General features: G+C 75.2%; 13 protein-coding genes and 2 pseudogenes. 8 read left to right on the forward strand and 7 right to left on the reverse strand.

Annotated elements, in window-relative coordinates; all coding sequences use genetic code 11:
- Window positions 1-72: 72 nt before the first annotated feature.
- On the reverse strand, window positions 73-1,038 hold the full coding sequence (locus ACWEN0_RS21255; protein ID WP_451975889.1) for a LysR family transcriptional regulator: 966 nt from the start codon (window positions 1,036-1,038) through the stop codon (window positions 73-75).
- Between the two features lie 139 nt (window positions 1,039-1,177).
- On the opposite strand from ACWEN0_RS21255, the gene ACWEN0_RS21260 reads away from it, so the two are divergent.
- Window positions 1,178-1,978: an alpha/beta hydrolase gene (locus ACWEN0_RS21260; protein WP_451975892.1), complete on the forward strand. Its 801-nt coding sequence runs from the start codon at window positions 1,178-1,180 to the stop codon at window positions 1,976-1,978.
- Window positions 1,979-1,982: 4 nt separating this feature from the next.
- Window positions 1,983-2,777: an SDR family NAD(P)-dependent oxidoreductase gene (locus tag ACWEN0_RS21265; RefSeq protein ID WP_451975895.1), complete on the forward strand. Its 795-nt coding sequence runs from the start codon at window positions 1,983-1,985 to the stop codon at window positions 2,775-2,777.
- A gap of 8 nt (window positions 2,778-2,785) precedes the next feature.
- On the opposite strand, the gene ACWEN0_RS21270 is transcribed toward ACWEN0_RS21265, so the two are convergent.
- On the reverse strand, window positions 2,786-4,600 hold the full coding sequence (locus tag ACWEN0_RS21270; RefSeq protein ID WP_451975898.1) for a glycoside hydrolase family 15 protein: 1,815 nt from the start codon (window positions 4,598-4,600) through the stop codon (window positions 2,786-2,788).
- A 135-nt stretch (window positions 4,601-4,735) separates the two neighbouring features.
- On the opposite strand from ACWEN0_RS21270, the gene ACWEN0_RS21275 reads away from it, so the two are divergent.
- Window positions 4,736-6,136 carry an MFS transporter gene (locus ACWEN0_RS21275; RefSeq protein WP_451975901.1) on the forward strand — a complete coding sequence of 467 codons (1,401 nt, stop codon included), beginning with the start codon at window positions 4,736-4,738 and terminating at the stop codon, window positions 6,134-6,136.
- 81 nt (window positions 6,137-6,217) lie between these two features.
- Here ACWEN0_RS21275 and ACWEN0_RS21280 read toward each other — a convergent pair.
- The 3 genes and pseudogenes from ACWEN0_RS21280 to ACWEN0_RS21290 form a co-directional block, all read right to left on the reverse strand.
- Window positions 6,218-6,637, reverse strand: a pseudogene (locus ACWEN0_RS21280) (ion channel); the annotation flags it as partial.
- The gene (locus ACWEN0_RS21285) at window positions 6,634-6,912 is read right to left on the reverse strand and encodes a hypothetical protein (RefSeq protein ID WP_451975903.1); all 279 of its coding nucleotides are present in this window, start codon (window positions 6,910-6,912) and stop codon (window positions 6,634-6,636) included. The pseudogene ACWEN0_RS21280 and the gene ACWEN0_RS21285, both read right to left, overlap by 4 nt.
- A 218-nt stretch (window positions 6,913-7,130) precedes the next feature.
- Entirely contained in the window at window positions 7,131-9,797 is a 2,667-nt protein-coding gene (locus ACWEN0_RS21290; protein ID WP_451975906.1) for a LuxR C-terminal-related transcriptional regulator, read from the reverse strand.
- A 118-nt stretch (window positions 9,798-9,915) separates the two neighbouring features.
- Here ACWEN0_RS21290 and ACWEN0_RS21295 point away from each other — a divergent pair, with 118 nt between their 5' ends.
- Together ACWEN0_RS21295 and ACWEN0_RS21300 are read left to right on the forward strand one after the other, a co-directional pair.
- On the forward strand, window positions 9,916-10,266 hold the full coding sequence (locus ACWEN0_RS21295; RefSeq protein ID WP_451975908.1) for a hypothetical protein: 351 nt from the start codon (window positions 9,916-9,918) through the stop codon (window positions 10,264-10,266).
- The gene (locus ACWEN0_RS21300; protein ID WP_451975911.1) at window positions 10,263-10,535 is read left to right on the forward strand and encodes a hypothetical protein; all 273 of its coding nucleotides are present in this window, start codon (window positions 10,263-10,265) and stop codon (window positions 10,533-10,535) included. The genes ACWEN0_RS21295 and ACWEN0_RS21300 overlap by 4 nt, the downstream gene beginning before the upstream one ends.
- A 12-nt stretch (window positions 10,536-10,547) precedes the next feature.
- On the opposite strand, the gene ACWEN0_RS21305 is transcribed toward ACWEN0_RS21300, so the two are convergent.
- A complete protein-coding gene (locus ACWEN0_RS21305) occupies window positions 10,548-11,921 on the reverse strand; it encodes a DUF2252 domain-containing protein (protein WP_451975914.1) in 1,374 nt (457 codons plus the stop codon).
- Between the two features lie 124 nt (window positions 11,922-12,045).
- Between ACWEN0_RS21305 and ACWEN0_RS21310 the strand changes: the two genes are divergently transcribed.
- Window positions 12,046-13,386 (forward strand): diacylglycerol/lipid kinase family protein, encoded by a 1,341-nt coding sequence (locus tag ACWEN0_RS21310; protein WP_451975917.1) that lies wholly within the window; start codon window positions 12,046-12,048, stop codon window positions 13,384-13,386.
- A gap of 52 nt (window positions 13,387-13,438) precedes the next feature.
- Here the strand turns inward: ACWEN0_RS21310 and ACWEN0_RS21315 are convergent.
- Window positions 13,439-13,645: pseudogene (locus ACWEN0_RS21315) on the reverse strand (DUF1269 domain-containing protein); the annotation flags it as partial.
- On the opposite strand from ACWEN0_RS21315, the gene ACWEN0_RS21320 reads away from it, so the two are divergent.
- Together ACWEN0_RS21320 and ACWEN0_RS21325 are read left to right on the forward strand one after the other, a co-directional pair.
- A complete protein-coding gene (locus ACWEN0_RS21320) occupies window positions 13,548-13,784 on the forward strand; it encodes a hypothetical protein (RefSeq protein WP_451976193.1) in 237 nt (78 codons plus the stop codon). The pseudogene ACWEN0_RS21315 and the gene ACWEN0_RS21320 overlap by 98 nt on opposite strands.
- A gap of 104 nt (window positions 13,785-13,888) precedes the next feature.
- Window positions 13,889-14,341: a DUF7144 family membrane protein gene (locus ACWEN0_RS21325; RefSeq protein ID WP_451975920.1), complete on the forward strand. Its 453-nt coding sequence runs from the start codon at window positions 13,889-13,891 to the stop codon at window positions 14,339-14,341.
- Window positions 14,342-14,413: the final 72 nt, after the last annotated feature.

Here is a 14,413-nt window from a genome sequence, read left to right on the forward strand (position 1 = left end):
TCGCACGAGCCGATCAGGGCCGCGTCCGGCTCGGCGCCGCCCGCCAAGGGGGTGGCTCAGGTCGTCGGCCGCTCAACTGGGCTCGACCGCCAGGTCTCCGGGCGGGGCCCACAGCGGTGCCGCGTCCGCGCGGGCGGGGTGCAGCCACCGGTGCCGGCCCGCGGTTTCGCGGGCGATCCGCAGGAACTCCCGGACCGTCTCCGGCTGCTCGCCCTCGCGCCAGGCCAGTGACCACGGGTAGACCGGCTGCAGCTCGCGTGGCCGGTGGACCGGGAGGCCGTGGCCGGCGAAGCGGCGTGCGTAGCTGTCGAACTCGAGCAGGTACGCGCTCTCGGGCGCGCGGGTCAGGGCCGCGTGGCAGTGGTCGAACGTGCCGGGGTTGCCCAGCCAGCGCAGGGCGAGGCCGGTGTGCTGCTCCAGCGAACTCAGGTAGTGGCCGTGCACGTTGTACAGGGCCGTGCCGGGCGCGTCCGCGAACACCTCGAGGGGCCGTTCGTGGACCGACGCGGTCGGCCGGCGCGGGTCGCCGGGGCGGCCGACGAGCCAGAACGGCTCCAGCCGCAGCAGCTCGTGGTGCCAGCCGGCCGGGTGTTCGGCCCGCAACGCCGTGGTGACGCGCAGGATCGCGACGTCGAGGTGGTCCTCCAGCAGCGCGGCGAGCTGGCGGGCGCTGTCCATCTGGCTCTGCACCACCGGGACGCCAGGGTGCGCGGCGAGGAACGCGTCGGTGACGACGCGGCTGGTGTCCAGCTCGAAGATGTGGGCCACCCGCAGGCGGTTCGGCGCGGGTTCGCGCAGCATCTGGTCGGCGGTGGCCAGCAGCTGCCGCGCGAGGGCCAGGAACCGTTCGCCGCGCGGGGTGAGGGTCACGTGGCGGCTGTCGCGCACCAGCAGCGGCGCCCCGACGTCGGCTTCGAGCCGGCGGATCTGCTTGGACAGCGCCGGCTGGCTGATGAAGAGCTTGGCGGCGGCCCGCCCGAAGTGCAGCTCGTCGGCGACCGTGACGAAGTACCGCACCAGCCTGAGATCGAGGTCCATGCGGGCCTTCCGCGCGCGACGAAGGAACGGACGCCAACGATGCCACCCCGGCTATCGATTCGCACGCGACAGGCCCTGGACTTCCTTGCCGCGCATCGTGTTGGCTTCGCTGAGAACCCCGAGCGAGGCGGAGGAACCGATGACAGACGTGCGCACCCCGGTCGTGTTCGTCCACGGTCTGTGGCTGCACGCCACCTCGTGGACCCCGTGGGCCGAGCACTTCCGGGCGGCCGGGTACGAGCCCGTCGCGCCCGGCTGGCCGCACGAGCCCGAAACCGTCGAACAGGCGCGGGAGCACCCCGAGGCCGTCGCGGACATCGGGATCGACGACGCCACCGAGCACTTCGCGTCGATCATCGCCGGCCTCCCGCGGCCGCCGGTGATCATCGGCCACTCCTTCGGCGGCCTGATCACCGAGAAGCTGCTCGGCCAGGGCATCGGCGCGGCCGGCGTCGCCATCGATCCCGCCCAGATCAAGGGCGTCCTGCCGCTCCCGCTGGCGCAGCTGCGCGCGGGCCTGCCGGCGCTGGGGAACCCGGCGAACCTGCACCGGGCGGTGTCGCTCACCGAGAAGGAGTTCCGGTTCGGCTTCGGCAACGCGCTGACCGACGAGGAGTCGGCCGCGCTGTACGAGCGCTGGACGATCCCGTCGCCGGCGCGGCCGCTGTTCCAGGCCGCCGCGGCGAACTTCGTGCTGCACTCCCAGGCGAAGGTCGACACCCACCGCGCGGACCGCGGCCCGCTGCTGCTGATCTCGGGCACCGCGGACCACACGGTCCCGGACGTGGTCACCCGCTCCACGCTCAAGCAGTACCGCGACTCGGCCGCCGTCACCGAGCTGAAGCAGTTCGAAGGGCGCGGCCACTCGCTGACCATCGACAGCGGCTGGCGGGACGTCGCCGACGCCGTGCTCGGCTGGCTGCGCGAGCACGGGCTCTAGGCCGGTGGACCTGGGACTGCGGGACACGGTCGCCGTCGTCACCGGCGCCAGCCGGGGCATCGGCCTGGCCGTCACCGAAGCGCTCGTCGCCGAGGGTGCCCACGTCGTGGCCGGCGCCCGTGACCCCGGGAAGGGCCTGGACGCCCTGGTCCGGGCCGGGAAGGCGCACGCGCTGGCCGTGGACCTCGGCACCGCCGACGGCCCGGGCCGGCTCGCGGAGCTGGCGCTGAACGAGTTCGGCCGCGTCGACGTGCTGGTCAACAACGTCGGCGCGGTGACGCCCCGGCCGAACGGGTTCCTGCTGGTGACCGACGACGAGTGGACGCGGTCGGTCACCCTCAACCTGCTCAGCGCGGTCCGCGCCACGCGCGCGGTGCTGCCGGCGATGGTGACGGCCGGCCGGGGGAGCATCGTCACGATCGCTTCGATCAACGCGTACCTGCCCGACCCGGCGGTCATCGACTACAGCGCCGCGAAGGCCGCGCTGGTCAACTTCACGAAGTCGGTGTCGAAGGAGTTCGGCTCCCACGGCATCCGCGCGAACGCGATCAACCCGGGCCCGGTGGCGACGGACCTGTGGCTGGGCGCCGGCGGCGTCGCGGAGACGGTCGCCGGCGCCACGGGCGCGAACCCCGAAGCCGTCGCCGGCGAGGCCGCGGCGCACGCGGTCACCGGCCGTTTCACCCAGCCGGCGGAGATCGCGAACCTGGCGGCGTTCCTGGCGAGCGACCGGGTGGCCGGCAACATCACGGGCGCCACCTTCACCCTCGACGGCGGCTACAGCACCGAGACCCACTAAGCCAGGCCTCAGCCGAGCGCGGCGTCCAGGGTCACCGCCGCGTCGATCAACGCCAGGTGGGTGAAGGCCTGCGGGAAGTTGCCGAGCTGCTCGCCCGTCGGGGCGATCTCCTCGGCGTACAGGCCGACGTGGTTGGCGTACGTCAGCATCTTCTCGAACGCCGTGCGGGCCTCCTCCAGGCGGCCCGCGCGGGCCAGCGCGTCGACGTAAGCGAAGCTGCACAACGAAAACGTGCCTTCGGTGCCGGCCAGGCCGTCCGGGGACGCCGCCGGGTCGTAGCGGTGGACCAGGCTGTCGGTCACCAGGCCGGCGCGGATCGCGTCGAGCGTCGAGAGCCACAGCGGGTCGCGGGACGGGAGGAAACCCGTGCGGGGCATGCGCAGGAGGGACGCGTCCAGCTCGTCGCCCGTGTAGTGCTGGACGAACGCCTGCCGCGCGCGGTGCCAGCCCCGGTTCAGGATCTGGTCGTAGATGCTGTCGCGCTGCCACGTCCAGTCCTCGACCGGCGCCGGGCGGCCGTGGGTGGCCGCCATCCGGATGCCGCGGTCGAACGCCACCCAGCTCATCAGCCGGCCGTAGGTGAAGCACTGGCGGCCCGCCCGGGTTTCCCAGATGCCCTCCTCGGGCTGGTCCCAGTGCTCGCCGAGCCAGTCGAGCGCCGCGCGGACGGCCGTCCAGCCGCGGTGGGGGAGCCCGAACCCCGCGCGGTCGGCGGTGAAGACGCTGTCCAGCGCCTCGCCGTAGATGTCGAGCTGCAGCTGCCCGGCCGCGTCGTTGCCGATCCGGACCGGGCTCGACCCACGGTGCCCGGCCCAGTGCGCCAGGTTCTCCTCGCGCAGGTCGGTCGTCCCGTCGACGCGGTAGAGGACGGCGAGCGGGCCCGACGCGCCGCCGCGGCCTTCGCGGATCCGGTCGCCCAGCCACTCCCCGAACCGGGCCGCCTCTTCGACGAACCCCAGGCCCAGCAACGCCGAGACCGAGAACGACGCGTCCCGGACCCAGGTGTAGCGGTAGTCCCAGTTGCGCTCGCCGCCGAGTTGTTCGGGCAGCCCGAGCGTCGGCGCCGCGACCAGCCCGCCGGTGGGTGCGTAGGTGAGCAGCTTGAGCGTGATCGCGGAGCGGGTCACCATCTCCCGCCAGCGGCCGCGGTAGGTGGACCCCGCCAGCCACGACCGCCACCAGTCCACAGTGGACTCCAGCAGGTCGGTGAACTCGTCTGGCCGGATCTCGTGCGGGGGCTCGGCCGCGTCCGTCTCGAGCACGACGCCGCGGACCTGGCCCGTGGTCAGCGTGAGCCGCAGGTGGACGTCGCCGCCTTCGACGCGCGCCTCGGCGAAGTGCTCGTCGTCGCGCTCGCGCACCGGGTGCAGCACGAGCGACGACTCGCGCGCGACGAACACCGCCCCGTTCTTGGCGAGCATCGCCTGGTGCGTACGGCGGCCGTAGTCGAAGCGGGGCGCGACGAGCACGTCGAACGTCATCCGGCCGCGGACGCAGCGCACCAGCCGGGCGATCCGGTGCCCGGTGGTCGCGACGCCGTCGCACGGCGGCATGAAGTCGACCACCTCGCCGATGCCGTCCGGCCCGGAGAACCGGGTGATCAGCACCGCGGTGTCCGGGTAGTACATCTGCGACCCCGCGCAGGCGCCGGCCGGGCGGATGCGGAACCGGCCGCCGCGCTCGTCGTCGAGCAGGGCGCCGAAGACCGACGGCGAGTCGAAGCGCGGGCTGCAGAACCAGTCGATCGACCCGTCGGTGGTCACCAGCGCGGCGGTCTGCAGGTCGCCGATGAGCCCGTGCTCGGCGATCGCGGTCTCGGTCATCTTTCCTCCTCGGGACGCCGTAAGCGGTCGAGAGCACCGTCTCGGGCCCGGCCGGGGGCTGCCTCATCCGCGTGGGGTGAGGTGGCCCGGCTCCGGGCGCGCCACCGTGTGCGGACCCGACCGGAAGGCCCGCCGATGACCGTGCTGCCCCTGGCCCTCGCCCAGTTCGTCGCGAGCTACGCCGCGACCACCATGACCGTGGCCGTCAGCGTGATCGCCGCGGACCTCGGCACGACCGTGATCGGCGTGCAGACCGCGATCACCCTGTTCACCCTCACCATGGCCTCGCTGATGGTGCCCGGCAGCAAGCTGACCGACGTCCTGGGCCGCAAGCGGTGCTTCCTCGCGGGCCTGGCCGTCTACGGCGCCGGGGCGCTGCTGGCCTCCGTCGCGCCCGGGCCCGGGCTGCTGCTCACCGGGTATTCGCTGCTGGAGGGGATCGGGTCGGCGCTGATGATCCCGCCGATCTACATCCTGGTCACCGTCACCTGTCCCGACGTCGCGACCCGTGCCCGCGCCTTCGGCCTCGTCAGCGGCGCGGGCGCGCTCGGCGCCGCGGCCGGCCCGCTCGTCGGCGGCCTGGTCACGACGTGGCTCGGGTGGCGGGCTTCCTTTCTCCTGCAGGTGCTTCTGGTCGTCCTGATCATCCTGCTCACGGCCCGGGCCACCGAGCCGCCCGCGCCGCCGCGGGAGGCGCGGTTCGACGTCGCCGGCGCGGTCCTCTCCGCGGCCGGCCTGTTCTTCGTCGTGGCCGGCGTCCTGCAGGCGGGCACCTACGGCTGGTTCGTCTCCCGCGCGGACTTCGCCGTCGGCGGGGTGGTGCTGCTCCCGGCCGGCGGGCTCTCGCCGGTGTGGGTGTTCGCCGCGCTCGGGGGAGTGATCCTGGTGTGGTTCTTCGCGCACGTCCGGGCGCGGGAGCGGGCGGGGCTGGCGCCGCTGGTGCCGTCGGGGCTCTTCCGCGACCGCGTCACCCGGCTGGGGCTGGCGACCCAGCACGTGCAGTGGCTCGTGCTCCAGGGCTCGTTCTTCGTGATCGCCGTGTTCCTGCAACAGGTTCGCGGCTACGACGCGATCGAGACGGGCCTGATGCTGACCCCCGCGACGATCGGGATCCTCGGCGCCTCGGCGGCCGCCGGGCGGATGGCGCGGCGGCGCTCCCAGCGCGGCCTGGTCCGCGGTGGCTTCGTCCTCGCCGTCGCCGGGCTGGTGCTCGTGCTGCTGCTGGTGCGGGCGGACTCGGGGGTGGCGAGCGCGGTGCCCGGGCTGTTGCTGCTCGGCGCCGGGGTCGGGATCATGCTGACGGCGTCGGTGAACCTGGTGCAGTCCCGCTTCCCGGACGCCGACCAGGGCGACATCTCGGGGGTGTCGCGCAGCGTGTCCAACCTCGGCTCGTCGGTGGGGACCGCGCTGGCCGGCTCCGTCCTCGCCGGGACGCCGCACCTCGGCGGGCGGTCCTTCGCGCTGGCCCTCACGACCCTGGTCGTCGCGGCCCTGGCCGGCCTGGCGGCGGCGCTGCGGCTCCCGCCGCCGGACTGAAGCGTCCGATGTGGACGATCGCACCGCCGTCACGATCACGCGCAGCACGACGCTCAGCACCACCAGGTCCGCGACCATCTGCGCCGTCACCAGCACCCGGGCGGCGGCCGACACCGGGGTGATGTCGCCGAAGCCGACCGTGGCGAAGACGGTGACCGTGAAGTAGAGCGCGTCGGTCCGGGTCAGGCCCGCGCTGAACGCGCCGGCGCGGTCGTGGGCCAGCACGTAGTAGACGTCCGCGAACAGCAGCAGGAACAGCGGGAGGATCAGGGCGAGCGCCTGGATCCCCTGCCAGGCGGGGAACGGCGACCGCAGGATCAGCCGCACCTCGCCGACGACCAGCAGGACCACGACGGCGAGCCCGCCGGCGAAGACGGCCACCGTCCACGGCCGCAGGGCCTGGTCGACCGGGAGCAGGTAGTAGAGGCAGAGCAGCGCCGTGACCGTGAGCAGGGGCCGCAGCACCGCGAAGTGGACGAACCGCCACCGCCGCGCGATCACCGGGCGAGGGCCTTCTGCTTGAGCGCGTGGTACTCCCGGTCGTCGATGATCCCTTCTTCCAGCAGCCGCCGGGCTTCGGCGATCTGCGCCGCGCCGCTCGTGTCCGCTGTGGACACCGACCGCACGTACTCCTCGAAATGCCGCCGCGAAGCCACTTCACGCGCTTGCTGCCGCTCGGCCAGGTGCCGGCCCTGGGTGGCCAGGTAGAGCAGGACCCCCAGCAGGGGCAGCACGATCACCAGCACGGTCCAGCCCGCCTTGGCCCAGCCGGACACGTCCGAGCGGCGCTACAGGTCGCCGAGGGCGACGAACAGCAGCCAGAACCAGGCCACCCAGCAGAAGAACACCAGCATCGTCCACATCAGATCGAGGAACGGGTACTCCGCGCTCGCCAGTGCCATGACTTCTCCTCACGGATACGGGATCGGGCCGGGCACACTCGACCCGATCCCGCGCCCGCCCGCCTCACCCGCGACGGGTGGGGCGAGCGGCGTCAGACCGTGAAGTCGGCGACCTCGGTGTCGAGCAGGCCGCGTTCCAGCGCGATCGCCACCGCTTCGCGCCGGCTGCGGACGTCGAGCTTCGCGTAGATGCCGCGGACGTGGGTCTTGACGGTGTTCGGCGAGACGGTCAGGTCCTGGGCGATCTCCTCGATCGACCGCTGCGTCGGCAGCAGGCGCAGCACGCCGCGTTCGCGCTCGGTCAGCGGGGCCGGCATCGGCGGGGTGCGCAGCCGGCGGCGCAGCGCGAGCACCTCCCCGGCGAACCGTTCGCCCGCGCCGAGGCCGCCGAGCCGGCTGGTGAGGAACCCGACGACTTCGGGCGGGGCGAACACGAGGGGGAACCGGACGCCGGTGGGTTCGGCCGCGCGCAGCGCGTCGTCGAGCAGGCGGGCCGCCCGCTCCCGCGCCCCGGCGGCCAGCGCGGCCTGCACACCGACCAGTGACGCCTCGATCGCGCCCCACGGCAGCACCATCGGCGCCACGTCGTCCACGAGGGACCGCAGCACCGAGCTCGCCGCGCCCTGCCGGCCGAGCCGCAGCTGCGTCCGGGCCCGCATCAGGAGCAGTTCCCCCGAACCGGCGAGCACCGGCTGGGCCCAGCGGACGGTTTCCCGGGCCTGGCCCGCCGCGCCCAGCCGCAGCGCCGCACGGTGCTCCAGCACCGCGCACAGGGCCGCGTGCCCGGCCGGGCACCCGCGTCCGGTGCCCAGCCGGGTGCGGGCCCGGCGCATCCGCCGCAGCCCCGCGTGCCACGCGCCGAGCTCGAACTCCGCGGCACCGCGCAGGGTTTCCGCGACCAGGCGCAGGTCGCCGGCCGCGCGGGCGGGGGCGTCCCCGAGCAGCTGCCCGATCCGCTTGGCCTGCTCGAGGCACTCGGCGGGTTCGCCGCGGAGCAGCCCGCCGTAGGCCAGCATCGCGGACACGCGGGCGCCCTGCAGCGATCGCCGGGGATCCCGGTGGGGCCGGCGGTCTTCGGCCCGGCGGGCCAGCGTGTCCATCACCCGGTAGTCGCCGTCGTGGCAGGCCAGCGCGCCCAGCGTGGTGAGGCACTGGGCGACGGTGAAGTCCTGGCCGCGCTCCTCCGCGGCGGCGAGCACCGGCACCAGCGACGCCCGCGCCGCGTCGTGGTCGTGGCGGGCGATCAGGACGGCGGCCCGGTGCAGGGCCGCGAGCCCGCCGAGACCGGCCTCGGCGGCCAGGTCTTCGTCGACCTCCCCGGCCGCGCGGACGGCCTGGGCCGGGGTGCGGTCGAGCTGGGCCAGCCGGGAGTACGCCAGCTGGCGCAGCACGGTCTGCTCCGCCGTCGGCGAGTCCGGCCACGCCGCCTCCGCGCGGGCCAGCCGCAGCCCGGCCGCCGACGTCTCGCCCGCCTCCAGGCTCAGCGAGGCCGAGATCAGGGTCGGCAGCGGATCGGCCGTGATCCGCCCGTCTTCGAGCACGGCGAGCGCCGGCCGGAGCACGTCGTGTTCCCCCGCGAGGAACAACGTCACGGCGTGCTCGCGCAGCAGTTCCGCGACGCGGGCGGGGTTCCCGGCGCTGACGCTGTGCCGCAGCGCCGCCGCGGGACTGCCGTGTTCGGCGAACCAGCGGGCGGCCGCCGCGTGCAGGGTGCGGCACCGGTCCGGGGCCCGCCGCCGCAGCTCGGCCCGCAGGTAGGTGCGCAGCAACGGCGTCACCCGGTGCCGGGGTGGCGTGCCGCCGGTTTCGACGACCCGGGTGACCGGCTCGCCCAGCTCCCGCAGCACCGCCTCCGCGTCGGCCCGCCCGCTGAGCACCGGGGCGAGCCCGGCCGGGACGTCGTCGCAGACGCTGAGCACCCGCAGCAGCTCGCGCCGGTCCGGCGGCAGCGGGGCGAGCACCTCGTCGGTCAGGTAGTCGAGCACGGCCGGGTCGCGGCCGGCGAGGAAGTCGCGCAGGCTGCCGTGCCGGGCCGCGGACGCCGCGGCCAGGCGCAGCCCGGCCGGCCAGCCGCCGGTCCGGGTGACGAGCGGGCCGACCTGGTCGCGCGGGATGTTCGCGTCGCCGGTGGCCACCAGGGCTTCGGCCTCCTCCTCGGAGAACCGCAGCTGCGCGGCGCCGATTTCGACGAGCCGGTCCGCGAGCCGGGCCCGGCCCAGCGGCAGCGGTGGTTCCCGGCGGCTCGAGACGGCCAGGCGCAGGCCCGCCGGCTGGTGCCGCAACAGGGTCTGCAGTCCGTGCCACGGGGCCGCGGCGGTGATCTCCTGCGCGCTGTCGAGGACGAGCAGGACCGGCTCGGGCAGGGTGTCCAGCGCGTCGGCGAGCCGGGCCAGGAAAGCGAGATCGGCGCTCGGCGCGGCGGGCACGGCCAGCCGCCGCACCGGATTGCCGTCCGGGATCCGGTCACAGCCGCCGAGTGCCTCCAGGACCGCGGACCAGAAGAGCCGGTCGTCGTTGTCGTCGGGGTCGGCCGAGAGCCAGGCGACCGCTCCGCCGTCGTGGCCGCGGGCCCAGTCGGCGAGCAGCACGGTCTTGCCGAACCCGGCCGGCGCGCCCACGAACACCATGGCCGCGTCGCCCGCTCCGTCGAGGACGGTGCGCAACCGCGGCCGCGACACGAGGTCCACCGGCGGCCCGGGGACGGTGATCTTCGTCCTCGGTACCCGTCTTCGGGGCGAGTCATCGCAGCACTGGCGCATGCGCAATTCTCCTTCGCGATCGGTTCCGGAACGTCCCGGCGGATCCTGCCACGCAATTCGTCCGGCTCACCCGCTGCGGGCGAGGAAAACGCCGGGCGCGCGCAGAATCGTGTGGCGCGTGAAAAGCCGTGGAGATTCCGGGAAAAGCCGCCGTGGCCGCGGGCCGCGCGGATTCGCCGCCGCGCGGTTCCTCTGGCTGGGGCCGGGGGAGCTCGTGGTGCTCGACGTGGTGCGCACGGGCCGCGTCGGCGTCGCGACCCTGCTGCTCTGGCTGGCCGTCGCGCTCGCCGCGCTCAGCCCGGCGGCCGAGGTGCGCATCGGCGTCCGCGCCGCCGCGGACCTGGTCGCCCGCCTGTTCTTCCTGCCGCCGCGCGGCTGGTCGGCCGCCGTGGTGGCGCTTGACGCGGTCCTGGTCGCCGGCGCCTGGTACGCGGCGGGCCGGGCCCGCCGGGGCGGGGGCACCCGGTGACCCGGCCGGCGCTGCTCGGCCGCCGGACGGGCGTGAATTACGTCTTCCGGGGCCACGGCGCAATTCCGGATCGGGCGGGGGAAGGCGTCGAGGATTTCCGGGGTGTGCTCGTGGTTCCCGTTCCTCCGGAAACGATCGTCTTCGGGACGGTGGCCGATCCCGGCAGCCTTCCGCGAATCCTGTGCCGGCTCGAGGTGCTCGGGATGCGCGTCGAGTCCGTGCACCGGGTCCGGGAGCTCCCGAGCGAGGAGTACCGCGGATTCCCCTGACGGACCGGCACTTCACCACCCGGGCACCGCCGTGACGTGACCGAGGCGGATCGCCTGGCGCAGGGCGGCGTGGTCGCGTTCGTTCTGGTCGGCGCAGGCCACCGCGAACTCGCGGACGGCTTCGGCGAACACCGGGCCGGAGCCGAGGTAGGCGGCGATGGCGAGCGCGTCGCCGGTGCGGGCGTGCGCCCGGGCCACGGTCCACCCGCACAGCCGGCCGTAGGCGCGCAGCACGGCCGGGGTCATCGCCGTGACGTCGGCGCCGCCCTGGCCGCCGCGCAGCCGGCGGACGTGGAAGTCGCACGCGCGCCCGTCGAACCGCGTCACGTGGGCCCAGCCGAGGAAGACGTCGCCGGTGACCTGGATCAGCCGCTGCCCGGTGACGACCCGCCGGCCGGCCCCGCCGCGAACGGCGGCGCCGGTGTAGTCCTGCAGCACCGACGGCCGGGCTTCCTTCAGCTGCAGGAAGAGCGGGTCCCGGGTGCCCGACCCCGCCAGCAGCGCCACCCAGCACCGGGTGCCCACGCCGCTCGCCCCGGCGGCCGTGCGGGCGACGTCGACCAGCTGGTGGCGGTCGAGCAGCGCGCGCCGCGCGGGCCCGAGGGTGCGCCGGTAGCGCGAAAGCACGTCCCGGAGGCGGTCCGCGAGCGTCGCCGGGTCGCCGTCACCGGCGAGCCGGCCGGCCGGGACGACCAGCGGCGGCCGGGCGGTCAGCCGCAGCTGCCCGTCGCGGACCTCGGTGAACCGGCGCACCGTGGCGTCCCGGCCGGGCGCGCGCCGCCTCGCCGGCCCGAGGCGGTGGGCCGCGACCGTGCGGAGCGTCGCGGTGTCGGCGTGGGCGGCGAAGATCTCGAGGGCCGTCCGGCGGGCGAAGTCGTGCATCGCCAGGCGGTAGGCCTCGACCACCGCGAGCACCGTGCGCCGGCGCTGGATCGAGGGGTGCGCGTTCTCCCGCGCGGCGACCTCGAAGCTCGCGGCGAGGCGCTTGACGTCCCATTCCCAGGGCGCGGGCAGGGTTTCGTCGAAGTCGGCGAAGTCGAACACGAGCCGCCGGCCCTGGGAGGTGAACAGGCCGAAGTTGCCGAGGTGGGCGTCGCCGCACGCCTGGACCGTGAACCCGGTCCGCGGCGTCGCGGCGAGGTCGGCCGCCGCGGGCAGCGTGGCCCCGCGGAAGTAGGCCAGCGGCGACGCGGCCATCCGGCCGTAGCGCAGCGGCAGCAGTTCGGGGACGCGGTCGGCGTCCTGGCGGGCGAGCAGGGCGAGCGGGTCGGCCCGCCGGCCGGGGGCGGGGAACTCGGCGTGGTCCGCGCGCGGTACGGCGATCCCGGCGGCGTGGGCCCTGGCGACGCGGTCGTCGCGGGTCGCGGTGTCCTGGTTCGGTGACATGGACGGGATCGTCGGCCGCGCGCCCGGCCGGGGCGTCGCCCGCCGGGGGTGAAGCGGGAGTCATCCACCACGGGTGACGACTCGGGCCCGCCCGCACCGCAGGGTGGGCCGCGGAGGTGCGGTGATGGCGGAGCGGGCGGACGGACGGCCGTCGGCGACCCGGCGGGTGTGCGCGGGGATCTCCGTGACGGCGCTGTTCGCGGCGTTCGCCGTGGTGTCCGGTGCCCTGCTCCGCCAGCCCGTCCAGCTCGTGCTCGCGGTGCTCCTGCTCGGGGGTGCGCTCGCGGCCGGCGGGGCGGCGCTGGTGCGCCGCGGCCTCTCGCGGGTGGCCGCGGCGGCGCTCGGGGGCGCCGCCGCGGTCCTGCTCGTGCTGCTGCCCGGGATCCACCCCTACGCCCTGCTCGCGGCCGCCGCCGGGCTCGCCGCGACGTCGCTGGCGACCGCGCGGACCGCGCTCGGCCCAGACCTGCCCGCCGCGCCGCCCACTCGCCGCGTCGCCCCGGCATCGGCGGGCGTCCTGCTGCTCAACCCGTTGTCCGGCAACGGTTCGGCGACGGCGTCGCGACTCGGCGAACGGGCCCGCGCGCTCGGGATCCGGCCCCTCGAACCAGAACTCGGCGGCGACCTGCGCGAGCTCGCGGAACGGGCGGTGGCCGAGGGCGCGGACGTGCTCGGGATGGCGGGCGGCGACGGCTGCCAGGCCGTCGTCGCCGACGTCGCCCGCCGGCACGGCCTGCCGTTCGTCTGCGTCCCCGCGGGCACCCGCAACCACTTCGCGCGCGACCTCGGGCTGGACCGGGATGACCCGGCGGCGGCGCTGGCGGCCTTCGGCGAGGCCGTCGAGCGGCGCGTCGACCTGGGGCTCCTCGGGAGCCGGGTGTTCGTCAACAACGTTTCGCTGGGCGTCTACGCCGACCTCGTCCGCGCGCCCGGCTACCGCGACGCGCGGGTCGCCACGATCGCCCGGTGCCTGCCCGGCCTGCTCGGCCCGGCCGCCCGGCGGCCGCTGGCCTTCCCCGGGCCGGACGGGCGGCCGATGCCGCCGGTGGACGTCCTGCTCGTCGCCAACGGCCCGTACCGCCTCGATCGGCTCAGCGGGTTCGGTGGCCGCGACCGGCTCGACCGGGGGACGCTCGGGATCGTCACGGTCGCCGTCGACCACGCGCGGGACGTGCCGGAGCTGGTCGCCGCCGAACTGCGCGGCGACCTGACCCGGTTTCCGGGGTACCGCGCGTGGCGCACGCGGGAGTTCACGGTCGAGTCCGCGGCCGCGCTCGTCGACGCCGCCGTGGACGGCGAACCCGCGCGCTGCGCGCCGCCGCTGCGGTTCGGCGTGCTGCCCGCGGCACTGCGGGTCCGCCTGCCGCCGGACGCGCCCGGTGCGTCGGCGGCGGTCCCGGGCGGCCTCCGGCGAGCGGTCGCCGCGCTGCTGCGCGTGCTCGCCGGGCGGCCTTCGCGCGGATGACGCCGTCGGTCACAGGGGCGCCGGTTCGGGGGTTTCGCCGAAGGCGTCGCGCAGCCGCGCCGACGGCCGCGCCCAGCAACGGGACGAGGAAGATCAGGCCGAACAGCAGGCCCCAGAACGCGCCGCCGAGCGTGCCGGCCCCGGTCAGGGAACCGAGGTCCTTGGTCTTCGGCTTCTTCCGCCCTTCGGGCCAGCTCACGAAAGCCGCGTCGGCGATCGAGATCAGCTGCTGCTTCTGCAACTGCCGTAACAGGTCCAGTGCGTTTTCGGCGCCTTCGACGGTGGGGAACCGCCAGACGGTCAACGCGGCCATGACATTCCTCCTCGGTCCGGTTTCGGTGGTCTTCGCCGCACTGTGCTGCGGATGCCGCCGTGCCGGCATCGCCCGCGCCGTGTGAGCCACGGGCAGGCCGGGTGATCTCACCTGGGGTGGGCGAGGCCCGCCGGACGGGGAACCGGCCACGATCGCCCGGGTCCGCAGCCCCCGAAGGAAAGAGGGACCATGTCCGAACACACGCAATCCCGGACCGGGCCGACGAGCGCCCGCACGCCACCGCCCGCCGTGGCCCGGTCGCGGCGGGTCGGCTGGCTCTGGTTCGCCGGCGCGATCACCATCCTGGCCGGGTTGTTCAACGCGGTGGAGGGCCTGGTCGCGCTGTTCGACCGGGACTACTACGTGCTGGGCCCGTCGGGCCTGCTCGTGTTCTCGCTGGCCGGCTGGGGCTGGATCCACCTGATCGTCGGCGTCCTCGCCGTGCTGACCGGCATCGCGCTGTTCACCGGTGCGCAGTGGGCCCGGGTCGTCACGGTCGCGCTCGCCGGCTTCAACGCGCTGGCGCAGCTGGCTTTCCTGTCCGCGTACCCGTTCTGGGGCCTCGTCGTGATCGCCCTCGACGTCCTGGTGATCTGGGCCGTCATCGTGCACGGCGACGAAGCCACCTACGAAATCTGGTGAGCCGGGGAACGCGGCCGCCGGCCGCGTTCCGGTGATCAGTAAAGTCGTGGCCTCCGCCCGGCGTCGACCGCG

The organism is Amycolatopsis sp. NPDC004378 (genome assembly GCF_053602455.1).